The following is a 17,530-nucleotide window of genomic DNA, read 5'->3' as shown; positions in this document are numbered from 1 at the left end:
TTTGTCAAGGCGGGAAAGCGTGCCTTGACAAACCCGATCGTCGGCTGAAGGGAAGGCTGGGATGAGGGGCGGGGGAGGTCTGGTGACGTCGTTGGTTCTTTTGCGCTGCCGGCCGCCGGTTCGTTTCCGCTTGGTAAAAGAACAAGAAGGGCCCCTCCGCTCGCCGAGCGAAGAGGCCCTTCTTCGAAAAAACTCAAACGCGCTTGAACAGCAGGGCGCGCTTCACTTCCTGGATCGCCTTGGTCACCTGGATCCCACGGGGACACGCGTCCGTGCAGTTGAACGTCGTGCGGCAGCGCCACACACCCTCGCCGTCGTTCAGGATGTCCAGGCGCTCCTCGGCCCCCTCGTCGCGGGAGTCGAAGATGAACCGGTGGGCGTTGACGATCGCCGCCGGGCCGAAGTACGAGCCGTCGTTCCAGTACACCGGGCAGGACGATGTGCAGCACGCGCACAGGATGCACTTCGTCGTGTCGTCGAAGCGGTCGCGGTCCGCCTGCGACTGGATGCGCTCGCGCGTCGGCTCGTTGCCGTACGTGATCAGGTATGGCTTGATCGCGCGGTACGCCTCGAAGAACGGGTCCATGTCGACGTAGAGGTCCTTCAACGTCGTCAGGCCCTTGATCGGGGCGATCGTGATCACCGTCGGCTTGCCGGACGCCGACAGCAGGTCCTTCATCAGGACCTTGCACGCGAGGCGGTTGATGCCGTTGATCTGCATCGCGTCGGACCCGCACACGCCGTGCGCGCAGGACCGGCGGAACGAGAACGTGCCGTCGATGTAGTCCTTGACGTAGAACAGCAGGTTCAGCAGCCGGTCGGTGCGCTGGGCCGGGACGTCGTAGGACTCCCAGTGCGGCTCGCTGTCCACCTCCGGGTTGAAGCGGAGGATCTTCAGCGTGACCGTGATGGGCGTGTGCTCGTCCGAAGCGGAAGAGGCAGGAGCTTCAGCAACGCTAGTCATCAGTACTTCCGCTCCATCGGCTCGTAGCGGGTGAAGGTGACCGGCTTGTAGTCCAGCCGGATGTCGGACGACAGACCCGAGCCCTGCTTGTAGGCCATGGTGTGCCGCATGAAGTTCGTGTCGTCGCGGGTGGGGTAGTCCTCGCGGGCGTGGCCGCCGCGGGACTCCTTGCGCGCCAGCGCACCCACGATCAGGACCTCGGCCAGCTCCAGGAGGAAGCCCAGCTCGACGGCCTCGAGCAGGTCGGTGTTGTACCGCTTGCCCTTGTCCGACACGGTGATCCGCTGGTAGCGCTCCTTGAGCGCCTGGATGTCGGTCAGCGCCTGCTTCAGCGTGTCCTCGGTCCGGTACACCGAAGCGTGCGAGTCCATCGTCTGCTGCATTTCCTTGCGGATGTCGGCGACGCGCTCGTCGCCGTGCTCCGACAGCAGGCCCGAAAGCTGCTCTTCCACCAGCTTCGTGGGGTCCGCAGGCAGCTCGACGTGCTCGTGCGCCAGCGCGTACTCCGCGGCCGCGATGCCGGCGCGGCGGCCGAACACGTTGATGTCGAGCAGCGAGTTCGTGCCCAGGCGGTTCGAACCGTGCACGGACACGCAGGCGACCTCGCCCGCGGCGTACAGGCCGGGGATGACGTTCTCGTTGTCCCGCAACGCTTCGCCGTGGACGTTGGTCGGGATGCCGCCCATCACGTAGTGACACGTCGGGAAGACCGGCACCGGCTCCTTCACCGGGTCGACGCCCAGGTAGGTCCGGGAAAACTCCATGATGTCCGGGAGCTTCGCGTTCAGCGTCTCCTCGGGGATGTGCGTGACGTCGAGGACGACGTAGTCCTTGTTCGGCCCGCAACCCCGGCCCTGCAGCACTTCCTGCACCATCGAGCGGGCGACGATGTCGCGCGGCGCGAGGTCCTTGATGGTGGGGGCGTACCGCTCCATGAACCGCTCGCCGGAGGCGTTGCGCAGGATCCCGCCCTCGCCGCGGACGGCTTCGGAGATCAGGATGCCCAGGCCCGCGAGGCCGGTCGGGTGGAACTGGAAGAACTCCATGTCCTCCAGCGGGAGGCCCTTGCGGAAGATGATGCCGAGGCCGTCACCGGTGAGGGTGTGCGCGTTCGACGTCGTTTTGAAGATCTTGCCCGCGCCGCCGGTGGCGAACACGATCGACTTCGCCTGGAAGACGTGCAGCTCGCCGGTGGCCAGCTCGTAGGCGACGACGCCGGAGGCGACCGGGTTGCCGTTCTCGTCCGGGGTGGTGACGAGGTCGAGCACGTAGAACTCGTTGAAGAACTCCGTGCCGTACTTGACGCAGTTTTGGTACAGCGTCTGGAGGATCATGTGCCCGGTGCGGTCCGCGGCGTAGCAGGCGCGGCGGACCGCGGCCTTGCCGTGGTCACGCGTGTGCCCGCCGAAGCGGCGCTGGTCGATCTTGCCTTCGGGCGTGCGGTTGAACGGCAGGCCCATCTTCTCGAGGTCGAGGACCGCGTCGATGGCCTCCTTCGCCATGATCTCGGCGGCGTCCTGGTCGACCAGGTAGTCGCCGCCCTTGATCGTGTCGAAGGTGTGCCACTCCCAGTTGTCCTCTTCGACGTTCGCCAGCGCGGCGCACATGCCGCCCTGGGCCGCGCCGGTGTGGGACCGGGTCGGGTAGAGCTTGGTGAGGACCGCGGTGCGGGCGCGCTGGCCGGACTCGATGGCCGCGCGCATCCCGGCGCCGCCGGCGCCGACGATCACCACGTCGTACTTGTGGACCTGCATGGTGGGAAGTCTCCGGGTCAGTTCGCGGGCATGTTCGGGTCGAACGTGAAGATCACCATCGTGCCGACGGCCAGGATCAGCACCATCGAGACGTACAGCAGGATCTTCAGCCAGAACCGCGTGCTGTCCTTGCGGGCGTAGTCGTCGATGATCGTGCGCAGCCCGTTGCCGCCGTGGATCTCGGCGAGCCACAGCATCAGCAGGTCCCAGAACTGCCAGAACGGCGAGGCCCAGCGGCCGGCGACGAAGCCCCAGTTGATCCGGTGCACGCCGCCGTCGAGGATGTTCATGATCAGCAGGTGGCCGAGCACCAGGACGACCAGGACCAGCCCGGAGATCCGCATGAACAGCCAGCTGTAGAGCTCGAAGTTGCTCCGGCGCGCGGCGGGGCGCTTCGGCGCGCGCGGGTTCGCGAGGGCGAGGTCGGCCATGTCAGTTACCCCCGAAGAGCATTTCGGCGGTGCGCTTCAGCATGAAGAACGCACCGGGGACCATCACGACGACCCAGACGACGCCGATGACCCACAGCATCGCCTTCTGCAGCTTCGGGCCCTTCGACCAGAAGTCGACCAGCATGACGCGGATGCCGTTCAGCGCGTGGAACAGCACCGCGCCGACCAGGCCGACCTCCAGGAGGTTCACGATCGGCGTCTTGTAGGTCTCGATGACCTGGTCGTAGGTGTTCGGCGACACGCGCACCAGCGCGGTGTCGAGCACGTGCACGAACAGGAAGAAGAATGTGAGCACGCCGGTGATGCGGTGCAGCACCCAGGACCACATGCCGGGGTCGCCCCGGTAGAAGGTCCCCTGCCGGCGTGAGGCACCCGCCCGATCGCTCGCCTCTGCCGCTGTGGCAGTGCTCGCCGTGGTGGACATCGGTGAACGGCCTCCAACGTCTGACTGTGCGCCCGGTGGCCGGTGAGGTCCGCTGTCGCCGCGGGAACGGCGGCTGTGCCGAGATCAACGTCATCGAGCCTGGATGAATCGGATGCTAGACCCGCACCCGAAAGGCGGCTCACCTCCGGGTTCCCCTCTGTGATGGACCAGACACCGGTACTCCCGCACCGCCACCCGGCGGTGTGGTGCAGCGCACTCGGTGGCGCGGCGGCCAGGAGTGTCCCGATGAACGGTCATCTGACCTCTGCAAGATCTGATATCTGATGCGCTACGCCGAACGGCTGGTGATCGTGGTGTGTCATTGACCATCTACGACGTCGTCCCTAGCGTCGCTCGGGCAAACATCGGATCTCTCACGATGGGGTGACGTTCTGGTGCGACGACTCGGCTTGGTGATCGCCGTCGCGGCCCTGGTGCCCGTGGTGTCGGTCACGCCCGCGCAGGCACTGCCCGACGGACTGGCGCTGACACCGCCGATGGGCTTCAACAACTGGAACACCACCGGCTGCGCCGTCGACGAGCGGCTCATCCGCGACACCGCCGACATCTTCGTCGACAAAGGACTCAAGGCCGCCGGCTACGAGTACGTCAACGTCGACGACTGCTGGGCCGAGCCGGAGCGCGACGCCGACGGGCGCATGCAGGCCAGCAAGGCCCGGTTCCCCGGCGGCATCAAGGCGCTGGCCGACTACGTCCACTCGAAGGGCCTCAAGTTCGGCATCTACACCAGTGCGGGCACGCTGACCTGCGCGAAGACCCAGCCGGGCGCGCTCGACCACGAAGACGTCGACGCGCAGACGTTCGCGGACTGGGGCGTCGACTACCTCAAGTACGACAACTGCAACAACCAAGGCCGCCCGGCGCTCGAGCGCTACGCGAAGATGCGCGACGCGCTGAAGAAGACGGGTCGCCCGATCGTGTACTCGCTCTGCGAGTGGGGCGAGAACAAGCCGTGGACGTGGGGTGGCGACGTCGGGCACCTGTGGCGCACCACCGGCGACATCAAGGACAACTGGGCCAAGATGCTCCAGATCCTCAAGGCGAACGCGCCGCTGGCGCCGTACGCCGGGCCGGGGCACTGGAACGATCCCGACATGCTCGAGGTCGGCAACGGCGGGATGACGACCGGGGAGTACCGCTCGCACTTCTCGCTGTGGGCGATGATGGCCGCCCCGCTGCTCATCGGGGCCGACCTGCGCAAGGTGTCGCCGGCGAACTTCGATGTCCTGCGCAACGCCGAGGTCATCGCGCTCGACCAGGACCGCCGCGGCGTCCAGGCGCGGGTGCTGTCCAACCAGGACGGACACTGGGTGTTCGCCAAGCCGCTGTCAAACGGGGACGTGGCCGTCGCGCTGTTCAACGAGACGACGTCGTCCGCCACCATCGGCACCACCGCGGCGGAGGCCGGGCTGCCGAAGGCCGCCGGGTACAGCGCACGGGACCTCTGGGCGCACAGCGACCTCCAGACGGCGGGCCGGCTCTCCGCGGTCGTCCCGCCGCACGCGACGGTCGTCTACCGGGTCCACGCGGGTGGGTCGTGGTGGCGGAACGCGCCGCTGGTGAGCACCGGCATCGAGCTGGCTTCGCCGGTCCCGGGCGTCCCGGGCGAGATCACGCCCGCCGGGCAGCCGTTCGAGGTCACCGTGTCGGCGACCGACGAGGCCCGCGTCCCGGTGTTCGACCCCCGCGTGACGCTCACCGCACCCGCCGGGTGGCACGTCGAGCAGGTGGCGCGGCCGCGGGCCGTCGTGCTCGGGACCGGCGAGACCGCGGCCGGCCGCTGGCGGGTCACCCCGCCCGCCGGGACCGAGGGCACGACGGAGGTGCTGCGCGGCGGCGTCACCTACCGCGCGCTCGGGTTCGGGCAGGTCACCTGGACCGGTGACCAGCAGCTGACCGTGCCGGCGGCACCGCCCACCACGTCCGCGTGGGCCAGCGACCTGCGCTGGGCGGCGGAGAAGAACGGCTACGGCCCGGTCGAGCGGGACATGTCCAACGGCAGCATCCCGGCCGGCGACGGCAAACCGCTGACGATCAACGGCGTCGTCTACCCGAAGGGCCTCGGCGCGCACGCACCCAGCGAAGTCGTCTTCTACCTGGGCGGGCACTGCACGGCGTTCACCGCGGACGTCGGCGTCGACGACGAGCGCGAGGCGACGAACAAGCAGGGCTCGGCGACGTTCGAGATCTACGCGGACGGCACAAAGGCGGCTTCGACCGGCGTGCGCACCTGGCAGGACCCGGCGACGCCGCTGGCGGCGGACCTGCATGGGGCGCGCTACCTGCGGCTCGTCGTCACCGACGGCGGGGACGGCAACTCCTACGACCGCAGCGACTGGGCCGGCGCCCGGCTCACCTGCGGCTGAAGGGACTTCGCATGAAGAAGCGGATGGGAACGGCGGCCGCCTTGGCCGCCGGGGTGGCGCTGGTCGGGCTGCCGGCCGCCGGGCAGCCCGCGCCGGTGACGTCCTGGACGCTCACCGCGCCGGGGACGTCGCTGGCCCCCACGCCGGCCGCGCACATCGTCCTGGACCGGGGCCGGCTCACGCTGTCGGTCACCCGCGGTGCGACGACGGTGCTCGAGCCGTCCGCGCTCGGCGTCGAGACCGCGAACGGCGACCTCACCCAGGGGCTGAAGGTCACCGGGTTCAGCCAGCGTCCGGTGCACGACGAGTACCCGACCACCACCGGCAAACGCTTGCAGCACGCCTATGACGCTGCCGAGACCACGCTCGACGTGAAGGGGCCCGGTGGCGCGTTCGCCGTCGTGGTCCGGGTCTCCCGCGACGGCGTCGCCTACAGGTACGTCTTCGACACCCCGAAGTGGGTCACGGTCGTGGGCGAGGCGTCGGAGTTCGCCGTCCCGCAGGCCGCCGACTCCTTCCTGCTGCCGTTCGACAACGGCCGCAGTGACTACGAGAGCATCCACGTCCACAAGCCGGTCGCGCAGCAGGACCTGATCGAATACGGCTACCCGGCGCTGTTCCACGTCGGTGACACCTGGCTGTCGGTCCTCGAATCCGACCTGAACGGCAGCTACGCGGGCTCGCGGCTGACGCTCACCCCGCAGCACCGCTTCCGGCTGACCCTCGGCGACCCGGCGGAAGTCGCGAAGGGACCCCTGGCCACGCCGTGGCGGGCGATGATCGTCGGCGATCTCGCCACCGTCACGCAGTCGGACCTCAGCACCGACCTCGCGAGCCCGGCGAAGATCGCCGACACGTCGTGGATCAAGCCCGGCGCGGGGGCGTGGTCGTGGTGGTCGGAAGGCACCGGCGACCTGGCGCTGCAGGAGAAGTACGTCGACCTCGCGGCGAAGGAGGGCTGGGCGTACAACCTCGTCGACTCGGGCTGGAACGCCGCCTGGGTGCCGGACCTGGTCGCCTACGCGAAGCAACGCGGCGTCGGCATCTGGCTCTGGGCCGACGCGAAGATCACCGACACCGACAGCGAGCGGGAGAAGAACTTCAAGCAGTACGCCGACTGGGGCGTCGCCGGGCTGAAGATCGACTTCGTCGAGTCCGAACGGCAGGACCGCACCCGCTGGTACGACGCGGTGCTCGCGGCGGCCGCGAAGGAGCACCTGATGGTGAACTTCCACGGCGCGCCGATCCCGCGGGGCATCCAGCGGACCTGGCCGAACGTGATGAGCGTCGAGGCGGTGAAGGGCGCCGAGGGCACGAAGCCGAAGCCGGGGCGCGTGCCGTTCCCGATCGAGCACTACCTGACGCTGCCGTTCACGCGGAACCTGTCCGGCTCGATGGACTTCACGCCGGTGACCTTCTCCGGCGTCCGGCCGACCAGCGACGGCGGCGAGCTCGCGCTGTCGGTGCTGTTCGAATCCGGCGTCCAGCACTTCGCGGACAGCGTCGCGAGTTACGACGCCCACCCCGTCGCCGAGCGGCTGCTCAAGGGCATCCCGACGGCGTGGGACGACACGCGGCTGCTGGCCGGCGACCCCGGGAAGCTCGCGGTGATCGCCCGCCGCAGTGGCGCGCAGTGGTACGTCGGGGCACTGGCGGCGGGGCCGGCGACCCGGCTCGACGCACCGCTCGATTTCCTCCCACCGGGTGATTGGCTGGCCGAGATTTACGGCGACGGCGCCGACGGCCGGCTCCAGGTCACGACACAGCGCGTGACATCCGGCGGGGTCCTCACCGTTCCGGTGGCCGCGAACGGCGGATTCGCGGCCCGCCTCTGCGTCGCCGCCGCGGGCGCGCCGACCTGCCCCTGAGTAGCCCGAATGGCCGCTGCGGGCGGCCATCGGGGCACGGAAAGCCCTGGTGGCGGCCCGCTGGGCCGGTTTTTGCCCCGCCGCTGGTCCGTTCGGATGATCACATTCGGTGTCCGGTTCGTCGCGCGCGCGACTCGTGAGTAAACGTTTGTGTTACGTAGCGTGCCTTTCCTATGGCGCATTCCTGTCCGCCGGGTACGGTCTGGCGGTCGACCCGGCAGTAGGGCCGGGTCGTGCCCTTGACCATCCGCTGGATCAGCGGGGAGGGAGACACACGTTGCGTCGCATGCGTGGAACCGCGCTGGCCGCCGCGGCCATGGCCGGGGTGCTCGCCCTGGCCGGGTGCGCCAAGGACTCGAGCGGTGGCAGCAGCAACAACAGCGCCGCACCTTCGTCGGGCGGTTCCGACTGCGTCACCGCGCAGAAGCCGCCCGCGGCGCCCGCCGCGTCGAGCAGCACGGCCGCCGCCGGGGAGAAGGTCGACGGCAGCAAGCTGAAGATCGGCCTGGCCTTCGACGTCGGCGGCCGGGGTGACGCGTCGTTCAACGACGCCGCCGCCGCGGGTACCGACAAGGCGAAGGCCGACCTCGGCGTGACGACGGTCAGCGAAAGCACCGCCTCCGCCAGCGAGGCCGAGTCGGCCAAGCAGCAGCGCCTCGACCAGATGGCTTCGCAGGGCCTGAACCCGATCGTCGCGGTCGGCTTCGCGTACGCCGATTCCGTCAAGGCCGTCGCCGCCAAGTACCCGAACACCAAGTTCGCGATCGTCGACGACGACTCGATCCAGCTGCCGAACGTGACGCCGCTGGTGTTCGCCGAGGAGCAGGGCTCGTTCCTGGCCGGCGTCGCCGCCGCGTACAAGAGCAAGAACTGCCACATCGGCTTCGTCGGCGGTGTCAACACCCCGCTGATCCAGAAGTTCGAGGCCGGCTTCCTGCAGGGCGCGAAGACCGCTTCGTCCAAGATCAAGATCGAGGACGAGTACCTCACCCCGGCCGGTGACTTCTCCGGGTTCCAGGACCCGCCGAAGGGCAACGCGAAGGCCGCCGCCGAGATCGCCAAGGGCGCGGACGTCGTCTACCACGCCGCCGGCGCCTCCGGTAAGGGCGTGTTCGACGCCGCCAAGGCGGGCAACGCGCTGGCCATCGGGGTCGACTCCGACCAGTACAACCAGAAGACCGTCGCGGCCGACAAGGACGTCATCATCACGTCCATGCTCAAGCGTGTCGACGTCGCGGTGTTCGACTACATCCAGGCCGTCGCCAAGGGTGACCTGACGGTCCTGCCGAAGCGGTTCGACCTCAAGGTCGACGGCGTCGGCTACGCCACCTCCGGCGGCAAGGTCGACGACATCAAGGACGTCCTCGACGGGTACAAGGCCCAGATCATCTCGGGCGCGATCACCGTTTCGGACAAGCCGCAGAAGTAGCTCAACGCGTGCCGGGGCTCGGAGGAATTCTCCTCCGGGCCCCTCACGCGTTCCAGAGATATGGAATTCTCCCGCCCATGAGCACAGCCGAGGCCCCGGCCGAGGCCGTCCCCGACCGGGGCGCCCCCGCCGTCCAGCTGACCGGGATCACCAAGCGCTTTCCCGGCGTGGTGGCCAACTCCGACGTCAACCTCACCGTCACCGCCGGCGAGGTGCACGCCATCTGTGGCGAGAACGGCGCCGGCAAGTCCACCCTGATGAAGATCCTGTACGGCATGCAGCCGCCGGACGAGGGCACCATCGCGATCAACGGCGAAGAGGTGAAACTGCGCAACCCGCAGGACGCCATCCGCGCCGGCATCGGCATGGTGCACCAGCACTTCATGCTCGCCGACAACCTGACCGTCGGCGAGAACGTCTTCCTCGGCGCCGAGGGCCTGCACGGCATCGGCCGCGCCGCCCGCGCGCGGCTGGCCGAGCTCGCCGAGCGGACCGGCCTGCACGCCAAGCCGGAGACGCTGCTGGAGGAGCTCGGCGTCGCCGACCGCCAGCGCGTCGAGATCGTCAAGGTGCTCTACCGCGGAGCGAAGATCATCATCCTGGACGAGCCGACCGCGGTCCTCGTGCCGCAGGAGGTCGACGCGCTCTTCGAGACCGTGCGGGAGATGAAGGCCGGCGGCTACACGTTCCTCTTCATCTCGCACAAGCTCGACGAGGTCCGGGCGATCGCCGACACCGTCACGGTGATCCGCCGCGGCACGACCGTCGGCACCGCCGACCCGAAGACCATCACCTCCCGCCAGCTCGCGGAGATGATGGTCGGGTCCGAGCTGCCCAGCCCGGAGACCCGCGAGTCCACGGTCACCGACCGGGACGTGCTGCGGCTGACCGGGCTGACGCTGGGCGCCGAGGGCTCCGGCCGCAACGCGCTCGACGACGTCTCCTTCACCGTGCACGCCGGCGAGGTGCTCGGCGTGGCCGGCGTCGAGGGCAACGGCCAGACCGAGCTCGTCGAGACGATCATGGGCATGCGCAAGCCGTCCGGCGGCACGATCGAACTGGTCGATGCCGAGGGCAAGGCGCGCGACCTCACCAAGACGGGCACGCTGGCGCGCCGCGAAGCCGGTATCGGCTACATCGCCGAAGACCGCACCCGGCACAGCCTGCTGCTCACGCAACCGTTGTGGGTCAACCGGATCCTCGGCTACCAGACCCGCGAACCGGTCTCCAAAGGACAGTTGCTCGACATCGCCGGCGCCCGCGCCGACACCGAGCGGATCGTCCGCGACTACGACGTCCGCACGCCGGGCATCGACGTCCCGGCCGCGGCGCTCTCGGGCGGCAACCAGCAGAAGCTGATCGTCGGGCGCGAGCTGTCCGGCAACCCGGTGCTGCTGGTGGCTTCGCACCCGACACGCGGGGTCGACGTCGGCGCGCAGGCGCTGATCTGGGAGCAGATCCGCCTGGCCCGCGCCGCCGGGCTCGCGGTGCTGCTGATCTCCGCCGACCTCGACGAGCTGATCGGCCTGTCCGACACGATCCGGGTCATGCTGCGCGGGCGCCTCGTGAGCGAGGCCGACCCGGCGACGGTGACCCCGCAGGAACTGGGCTCCGCGATGACCGGCGCGGGAGAGGGTGACGAAGAATGACCTCCTGGCGCACGAAACTGCTGCCGCCGCTGCTGGCGATCGTGTTCGCCGTGCTGCTGTCGGCGATCGCGCTCATCATCTCCGGGGCCGACCCGCTGCAGGCGTACGGCACGATGATCGGCCAGATGTTCAAGGGCTCGACCGCGGTCGACACGGTGAACCTGGCGACGGTGTACTACCTGTCCGGCCTCGCGGTGGCCATCGGCTTCCAGATGAACCTGTTCAACATCGGTGTCGAAGGCCAGTACCGCTTCGCCGCCGTCGTCGCGGCCATCGCGGGCGGCGCGATGAAACTGCCGCCGGTCATCCACGTCATCGCGATCCTCGTGGTCGCGGTCGTCGCGGGCATGGCCTACGCGGCCGTTCCGGCGATCCTCAAGGTGACCCGCGGGGTCAGCGAGGTCATCTCGACGATCATGCTCAACGCGATCGTCGCCGGCATCATCGCGTTCCTCATCAACGCCGACCAGTTCGGCGTGCAGCGCGGCAACAATATCGGCACCCGCGTGATCGAGCCGTCCGGCCGGATCCCGGGCATCCCGCTCGGCTCGGGCACGCTGTTCGGGTTCGTCGTCATCGCCGCGCTCATCGGCGGGGCCTACTGGTTCATGCTCAACCGCACCCGGTTCGGCTTCGAGCTGAAGGCCTCCGGCGAGTCCACCACCGCCGCGGCCGCGGGTGGCGTCAGCGCCAAGAAGATGACGCTGATCGCGATGCTGCTCTCCGGTGGCGTCGCCGGCCTGGTCGCCATGCCGGAACTGCTCGGCCGCGACTACAGCTACGGCATCACCGCGACGCAGATGTACGGCTTCACCGGCATCGCGGTCGCGCTGCTCGGCCGCAACCACCCCGGCGGCATCGCGCTCGGCGCGCTGCTGTGGGCGTTCCTCGACACCTCCGCGGTGTCGCTGGAGCAGATCAACGTGTCCAAGGAGATCGCGACGATCATGCAGGGCATCATCGTGCTGTCGGTCGTCGTGGCGTACGAGATCGTGCGGCGCGCCGACCTCGCGGCCGAACAACGCAGGGTCGGGCGCGCACTCGCCGGCCGCAAGGGTTCCACGGTCGCCGAAGGGGGTGCGGTGTGATCACCGACGTCGCTCCCGAATCCGGCTCGACCATGCCGGTGCAGCGCAAGCGGGGCCGGGTCCCCGGCTGGCTGCGCGGCGTGATCTGGGCCGTGATCGCCATCGCGGTCATCTCGACGGCGTCGTACTCCACCGGCGTCGCCGCGCTGACGTCGTCCAACACCGCGTCGACGGCGTTGCGCCTGGCGCTGCCGATCCTGCTCTGCGCGCTGGGCGGTCTCTGGGCCGAGCGCGCGGGTGTGGTCAACATCGGGCTCGAGGGCATGATGATCCTCGGCACCTGGGGCGCCGCCTGGGGTTCCTACTACGGCGGCGCGTGGTCCGGCCTGCTGGCCGCGCTGCTGTTCGGCGCGCTGGGCGGGCTGCTGCACGCGGTGGCGACGGTGACGTTCAACGTCAACCACATCGTCTCCGGCGTCGCGATCAACCTGCTCGGCCTGGGTGTCACGAAGTACCTGGCGAACCTGATCTTCGCGCCGATCTCGGGCAACCCGCGCCAGTCGCCGGTGGTGCCGAAGTTCGACACCTACTCGGCGACGTTCCTCTCGGACTGGCTGGGCGACCTGGAGAAGGAGCAGCGCGTCGGCATCTCCGACGTCGCCGGCATCCTGCGCGGCCTGGTCACCGAGGTGGCGCCGCTGACGATGCTCGCGATCATCCTGGTGCCGGTGAGCTTCTGGGTGCTCTGGAAGACCCGGTTCGGCCTTCGGCTGCGGTCCTGCGGCGAGAACCCGGTCGCGGCCGAGTCCCTCGGCGTGAACGTGTACCTGCACAAGTACGCGGCCGTGATCATCTCCGGCGCGTTCGCCGGCATGGGTGGCGCCTCGCTGGTGCTGCTGCGCGGCGGCGCGGACTACCTGGAGAACCAGACGAACGGCCGCGGGTACATCGGCCTCGCGGCGATGATCTTCGGCAACTGGCGCCCGGGCGGCCTGCTCGGCGGCGCGGCGCTGTTCGGCTACGCCGACGGCCTGCAGCTCGCCGGCGGCGGGGAAGCGGTGCTCGCGCTGCTGTACGGCGCGGTGATCCTGGTCGCCGTGATCGTCGTCGTGCAGCTGTTCCGGAAGCAGTGGATCGCGGCGGGGCTCGGCGTCGTCGGTGCCGGTGTGCTGTATGCGATCTACTGGGCCAACGACACGCTGCCGTCGGACCTGATCCCGTACACCGCGCACTTCGTGACGCTGATCGTGCTGGCCGTGGCTTCGCAGCGGCTGCGGCCGCCGAAGGCTGACGGGCAGCCGTACCGACGGGGTGAAGACTGATGTCCAGCTTTGAGTCCACTGTGGACTGGGATGCGCTGCGTTCTCAGGCGATCGAAGCGGCTTCCCATGCGTACGCGCCTTATTCGGGCTTGCACGTCGGGGTGGCCGGGATCGTCGACGACGGCCGCGTGGTCACCGGGTGCAACGTGGAGAACGCTTCCTACGGGCTCGGGCTGTGCGCGGAGTGCACGATGGCCGGGCAGCTGCGGCTGTCCGGCGGCGGGCGGCTGGTCGCCGTGGCGTGCCGGTCCGGCGCCGGTGACTTGCTGATGCCGTGCGGACGGTGTCGCCAGATCCTGTTCGAGCTGGGCGGTTCGGCGTGCCTGGTGGACACTCCGCGCGGGGTGCTTCCGATGTCCGACGTCCTGCCGGATGCCTTCGGCCCGGACGACCTGCCGTGAGCGAGCCTGCGAGTGAACCATTGATACAGCGCGCGTTCGCGGCGGTCGACGTCATCCGGACCAAGCGGGACGGTGGCAAGCTTTCCGACGAGCAGATCGACTGGGTCGTCGACGCCTACACCCGCGGGGACGTCGCCGAAGAGCAGATGTCGGCGCTGGCCATGGCGATCTTCTTGCGGGGCATGGATTCCGGCGAGATCTCCCGGTGGACGCACGCGATGATCGCGTCCGGCGAGCGGCTGTCGCTTTCGGTGTCCCGGCCGACGGTGGACAAGCACTCGACGGGCGGGGTCGGCGACAAGATCACGCTGCCGCTGGCGCCCCTGGTGGCCGCGTGCGGCGCGGCGGTGCCGCAGCTGTCCGGGCGCGGGCTCGGCCACACCGGCGGGACGCTCGACAAGCTGGAGTCCATCCCGGGCTGGCGCGCTTCACTGTCCACTTCGGAGATTCAGGCGCAGCTGGAGGACGTCGGCGCGGTGGTCTGCGCGGCGACGTCCGGGCTGGCGCCGGCGGACAAGAAGCTGTACGCGCTGCGGGACGTCACCTCCACGGTGGAGTCGATTCCGCTGATCGCCAGCTCGATCATGAGCAAGAAGATCGCCGAAGGCGCGTCCGGGCTGGTCCTGGACGTGAAGTTCGGGTCGGGCGCGTTCATGAAGTCCCTCGACCAGGCCCGTGCGCTGGCTTCTGCTTTGACGTCGATCGGCGCGGACCACGGTGTCCCGACGACGGCGTTGCTGACCGACATGAACGTCCCGCTGGGGCGGGCGGTCGGGAACGCGGTGGAGGTCGCGGAGTCGGTCGACGTGCTCAAGGGCGGCGGTCCGGCGGACGTGGTGGCGCTGACCGTGGCCTTGGCCCGGGAGATGCTGGCCCTCGCGGGTCTCGACGTGGACCCGGCGGCGGTGCTGGCTTCGGGCGAGGCGTACGAGGTCTGGTGCCGGATGATCGCGGCCCAGGGCGGCGACCCCGCGGCGCCGCTGCCGACGCCGTCTCACGTGCACACGGTCGTGGCTCCGGCTTCGGGCGTGCTGGCTTCGCTGGACGCCTACGCGGTGGGTGTCGCGGCATGGCGGCTCGGCGCGGGGCGCGCCCGCAAGGAGGACCCGGTCCAAGCGGCGGCGGGCATCTTGTGCCTGGCCAAGCCGGGGGACCGTGTCTCCGAGGGTGACCCGCTGCTGGAACTCCACACGGACACGCCCGACGCGGTTCCGGCGGCGCTGTCCGCTCTCGAGGGTGGCTTCACGATCGCTTCGTCGGCTCCGGAGCCGGGCCCGATCGTCGTGGAGACCATCCGCGGCTAGTTCGACTGTGATGATCGTCGCGAAGATGATCACCCGTCCGAGTGACATGAAGAAGGCCCCCGCCGGGATCCGGCGGGGGCCTTCTTCGTGCGTGAGTCCTACTCCGTGGCTTCTTCCGAGCCTTCGCCCGGCTTGCCCTTCACGTCGGCCGGCTTCGGGGCGCGGCCGTTGCGCGAGCTGCGACGCGGCTGGCGCGGCGCCGGCGGGGGCGGGGAGATCTGCTGGACCGCCGGGCCGCCGCCGAGCATCAGCTCCGCGAACGTCGCCATCGCCTCGTCGAGCTGGCCGCCGATGCGGCGGACGCTCTCGTCGTTGCTCTTGCGGACCAGCGAGTCCACCGAGTCGGTGTCCGGCTGCTTCGACAGCGTGCCCTCGACCTTCGACAGCCCCGCCTTGAGCGCGCCGTCGAGGTCGCCGATGCCGGACAGGAAACCGTCCTCCACCTTGTCGAGGCGGCCGGCCAGGTCGTCGAGGCGGGTGGTGACCGTTTCGAGCCGGTTGCCCAGGTTCTCCAGCCGGTCGGACGCGTCGATCATCTCGCCGGTCTCGGTCAGCGCGACCTTGAGCGCCTCGGTGTTGGCGTCGATCCGCTCGTGGGTCGTGCGGCCCAGCTCGCCGACGCGCTCCTGCGTGACGCGGCTCAGCTCGTCGACCTTGCCCCGCAGCTCGTGGTCGGCGTGGTCGACGCGCTCGCGCAGCGCCGCCTCGGTCTGCTCGATCCGCTCGCGGACCGGGCCGGTGACCGACTGCGGCAGCGACTCGATCTTCGCGTCCTGCTTGTCGAGGTGCCCGCCCAGCTCGTCGATCCGGCGGTGGATGTTCTGGAGCTTGTCCTCGAGCCCGTCCATCCGGCCCGCGACGCCCTCGAAGCGCGCGGCGACGCCGTCGAGGCGGCCGTCGAGCTGCGCGAACGGCTTGGCGAGCTTGTCGACGATGCTCTCGACCGCGCGGGTGAGGGCGGCGATGGCCGCGTCCTGCGCTTCGAGGCGGGACATCGTCTCGTCGAGGCGCTCGGCCAGGACGCTGACCTCGGTGCGGTCGGGCATCTCGGAGAGCCGCTTGCGGACCGCGCCCAGCGAGTCCACCGGCGCGAGGCGGGCGTAGATGTCGTCGAGCGCGTCGAAGATCTGCTGCTGCTCGCTCTCACGCACTTCGGCCGCGCGCACCAGCATGTTGCGCATCCGGTCGAAGGACGGGGCGGCAATGTGGTTGTCAGTGGTCACTGCTGTGTGTCCTTCGTCGGCGGGGAAATGGAGGGACGTGCCACGAAGCTTATCGATTGCAAAAATTGCTGTCTGTATGGCCCCCGTGAAGAGGCTATTACGGAGGCTGCCCCCGGATGGCCGATTCGGGACATGATCCTCAACGCTGAGGGTTAGCCCGAGCCTGAGAGTTACGGCCATGTAGGGGAATGACAACGAGGTTACCGTTGGGGGATGCCTGACGAAAGCCCTGTTCTGCCCATCGAGACACTCCGCCGCGCACCCAAGGTGCTGCTGCACGACCACCTCGACGGCGGCCTGCGCCCCGCGACCGTCGCCGAGCTCGCCGACGCCACCGGCTATGCCGGTCTGCCCACCACCGACCCGGCCGAACTGGGCACCTGGTTCCGCCGTGCGGCCGACTCCGGCTCACTCGTTTCCTACCTCGAGACGTTCGCGCACACCTGCGGAGTGATGCAAACGGAGGAATCGCTGGTCAGGGTCGCCGCGGAGGCGGTGGAGGACCTGGCCGCCGACGGCGTCGTCTACGCCGAGGTGCGCTACGCACCGGAGTTGTTCGTCGAACGCGGTCTGTCACTCGATGCGGTGGTCGAGGCTGTCCAGGCGGGGTTCACGGAGGGCACACGGCGAGTGGCCGCGAACGGCGGCACCATCCGCGTCGCGACGTTGCTCTGCGCGATGCGCCAGCACGCCCGGGCGCTCGAGATCGCGAACCTGGCCGTCCGCTACCGGGACACCGGCGTGGCCGGGTTCGACATCGCCGGTCCCGAGGACGGATTCCCGCCCACCCGCAATCTCGACGCGTTCGAATATCTGCGTCAGAACAATGCGCACTTCACCATTCACGCGGGCGAAGCCTTCGGTTTGCCGTCCATTTGGGAAGCGATTCAGCACTGCGGCGCCGAGCGGCTCGGGCACGGCGTGCGCATCGCCGAGGACATCAAGACGGACGCGGACGGCACGGTCCACCTTGGACGGTTGGCCGCGTACGTCCGCGACCGCCGCATCCCCCTGGAGATCTGCCCGACGTCGAACGTCCAAACAGGCACCGTCCGCTCGATCGCCGAGCACCCCATCGGCCTGCTCGCCAAGCTGCGCTTCCGGGTGACCGTGAACACGGACAACCGGCTGATGAGCGGATGCACGATGACCAGCGAATTCGCCGCGCTGCACGAGACGTTCGGCTATGGTATCGACGACTTCCGCTGGTTCACCATCAACGCGATGAAATCCGCGTTCATCGATTTCGACGCCCGGCTCGCGCTGATCGACGACGTCATCAAGCCCGGGTACGCCGCGCTGACCTGACCCACCCCGCTTCGGAC

The 17,530-nt window shown here is 69.3% G+C and carries 14 protein-coding genes; 9 read left to right on the top strand and 5 right to left on the bottom strand.

Features of this window, described 5'->3' with window-relative positions:
- Positions 1 to 193: 193 nt before the first annotated feature.
- The 4 genes from AB0M30_RS43675 to sdhC are packed head-to-tail and all read right to left on the bottom strand — an operon-like array spanning position 194 to position 3,594.
- Positions 194 to 964: a succinate dehydrogenase iron-sulfur subunit gene (locus tag AB0M30_RS43675; RefSeq protein ID WP_364597359.1), complete on the bottom strand. Its 771-nt coding sequence runs from the start codon at positions 962 to 964 to the stop codon at positions 194 to 196.
- Complete coding sequence (sdhA, locus tag AB0M30_RS43670) at positions 964 to 2,718, bottom strand: succinate dehydrogenase flavoprotein subunit (protein ID WP_364597356.1); 1,755 nt, start codon at positions 2,716 to 2,718, stop codon at positions 964 to 966. The genes AB0M30_RS43675 and sdhA overlap by 1 nt, the downstream gene beginning before the upstream one ends.
- 17 nt (positions 2,719 to 2,735) lie before the next feature.
- Complete coding sequence (locus AB0M30_RS43665) at positions 2,736 to 3,149, bottom strand: succinate dehydrogenase hydrophobic membrane anchor subunit (protein ID WP_103340945.1); 414 nt, start codon at positions 3,147 to 3,149, stop codon at positions 2,736 to 2,738.
- Position 3,150: 1 nt separating this feature from the next.
- Positions 3,151 to 3,594, bottom strand: a complete 444-nt coding sequence (gene sdhC, locus AB0M30_RS43660; protein ID WP_360172461.1) for a succinate dehydrogenase, cytochrome b556 subunit — start codon at positions 3,592 to 3,594, stop codon at positions 3,151 to 3,153.
- A 395-nt stretch (positions 3,595 to 3,989) separates the two neighbouring features.
- Here sdhC and AB0M30_RS43655 point away from each other — a divergent pair, with 395 nt between their 5' ends.
- From AB0M30_RS43655 to AB0M30_RS43620, 8 genes are all read left to right on the top strand, one after another.
- Positions 3,990 to 5,981 (top strand): NPCBM/NEW2 domain-containing protein, encoded by a 1,992-nt coding sequence (locus tag AB0M30_RS43655; RefSeq protein ID WP_364597352.1) that lies wholly within the window; start codon positions 3,990 to 3,992, stop codon positions 5,979 to 5,981.
- A gap of 11 nt (positions 5,982 to 5,992) precedes the next feature.
- Positions 5,993 to 7,849, top strand: a complete 1,857-nt coding sequence (locus AB0M30_RS43650) for a glycoside hydrolase family 97 catalytic domain-containing protein (RefSeq protein WP_364597350.1) — start codon at positions 5,993 to 5,995, stop codon at positions 7,847 to 7,849.
- A 286-nt stretch (positions 7,850 to 8,135) separates the two neighbouring features.
- A complete protein-coding gene (locus AB0M30_RS43645) occupies positions 8,136 to 9,278 on the top strand; it encodes a BMP family ABC transporter substrate-binding protein (RefSeq protein ID WP_364597347.1) in 1,143 nt (380 codons plus the stop codon).
- A 77-nt stretch (positions 9,279 to 9,355) separates the two neighbouring features.
- Positions 9,356 to 10,927 carry an ABC transporter ATP-binding protein gene (locus tag AB0M30_RS43640; RefSeq protein ID WP_364597344.1) on the top strand — a complete coding sequence of 524 codons (1,572 nt, stop codon included), beginning with the start codon at positions 9,356 to 9,358 and terminating at the stop codon, positions 10,925 to 10,927.
- Complete coding sequence (locus tag AB0M30_RS43635) at positions 10,924 to 12,015, top strand: ABC transporter permease (RefSeq protein ID WP_354828165.1); 1,092 nt, start codon at positions 10,924 to 10,926, stop codon at positions 12,013 to 12,015. The genes AB0M30_RS43640 and AB0M30_RS43635 overlap by 4 nt, the downstream gene beginning before the upstream one ends.
- A gap of 32 nt (positions 12,016 to 12,047) precedes the next feature.
- Positions 12,048 to 13,277, top strand: coding sequence for an ABC transporter permease (locus AB0M30_RS43630; RefSeq protein WP_364597369.1), 1,230 nt, complete (start codon positions 12,048 to 12,050; stop codon positions 13,275 to 13,277).
- Positions 13,277 to 13,678 (top strand): cytidine deaminase, encoded by a 402-nt coding sequence (locus AB0M30_RS43625; RefSeq protein WP_364597341.1) that lies wholly within the window; start codon positions 13,277 to 13,279, stop codon positions 13,676 to 13,678. The genes AB0M30_RS43630 and AB0M30_RS43625 overlap by 1 nt, the downstream gene beginning before the upstream one ends.
- On the top strand, positions 13,675 to 14,982 hold the full coding sequence (locus tag AB0M30_RS43620; RefSeq protein ID WP_364597338.1) for a thymidine phosphorylase: 1,308 nt from the start codon (positions 13,675 to 13,677) through the stop codon (positions 14,980 to 14,982). Before AB0M30_RS43625 ends, AB0M30_RS43620 begins: the two co-directional genes overlap by 4 nt.
- Before the next feature lie 98 nt (positions 14,983 to 15,080).
- On the opposite strand, the gene AB0M30_RS43615 is transcribed toward AB0M30_RS43620, so the two are convergent.
- On the bottom strand, positions 15,081 to 16,205 hold the full coding sequence (locus AB0M30_RS43615; RefSeq protein ID WP_364597336.1) for a PA containing protein: 1,125 nt from the start codon (positions 16,203 to 16,205) through the stop codon (positions 15,081 to 15,083).
- Positions 16,206 to 16,418: 213 nt separating this feature from the next.
- On the opposite strand from AB0M30_RS43615, the gene AB0M30_RS43610 reads away from it, so the two are divergent.
- Positions 16,419 to 17,513 carry an adenosine deaminase gene (locus AB0M30_RS43610; protein WP_364597333.1) on the top strand — a complete coding sequence of 365 codons (1,095 nt, stop codon included), beginning with the start codon at positions 16,419 to 16,421 and terminating at the stop codon, positions 17,511 to 17,513.
- Positions 17,514 to 17,530: the final 17 nt, after the last annotated feature.

The organism is Amycolatopsis sp. NPDC051716, from assembly GCF_040681595.1.
In the GTDB taxonomy this organism is placed as follows: Bacteria; Actinomycetota; Actinomycetes; order Mycobacteriales; family Pseudonocardiaceae; genus Amycolatopsis.
Note: the sequence above shows the minus strand (reverse complement) of the source record. Positions and strands in the feature narration are given on the sequence as shown.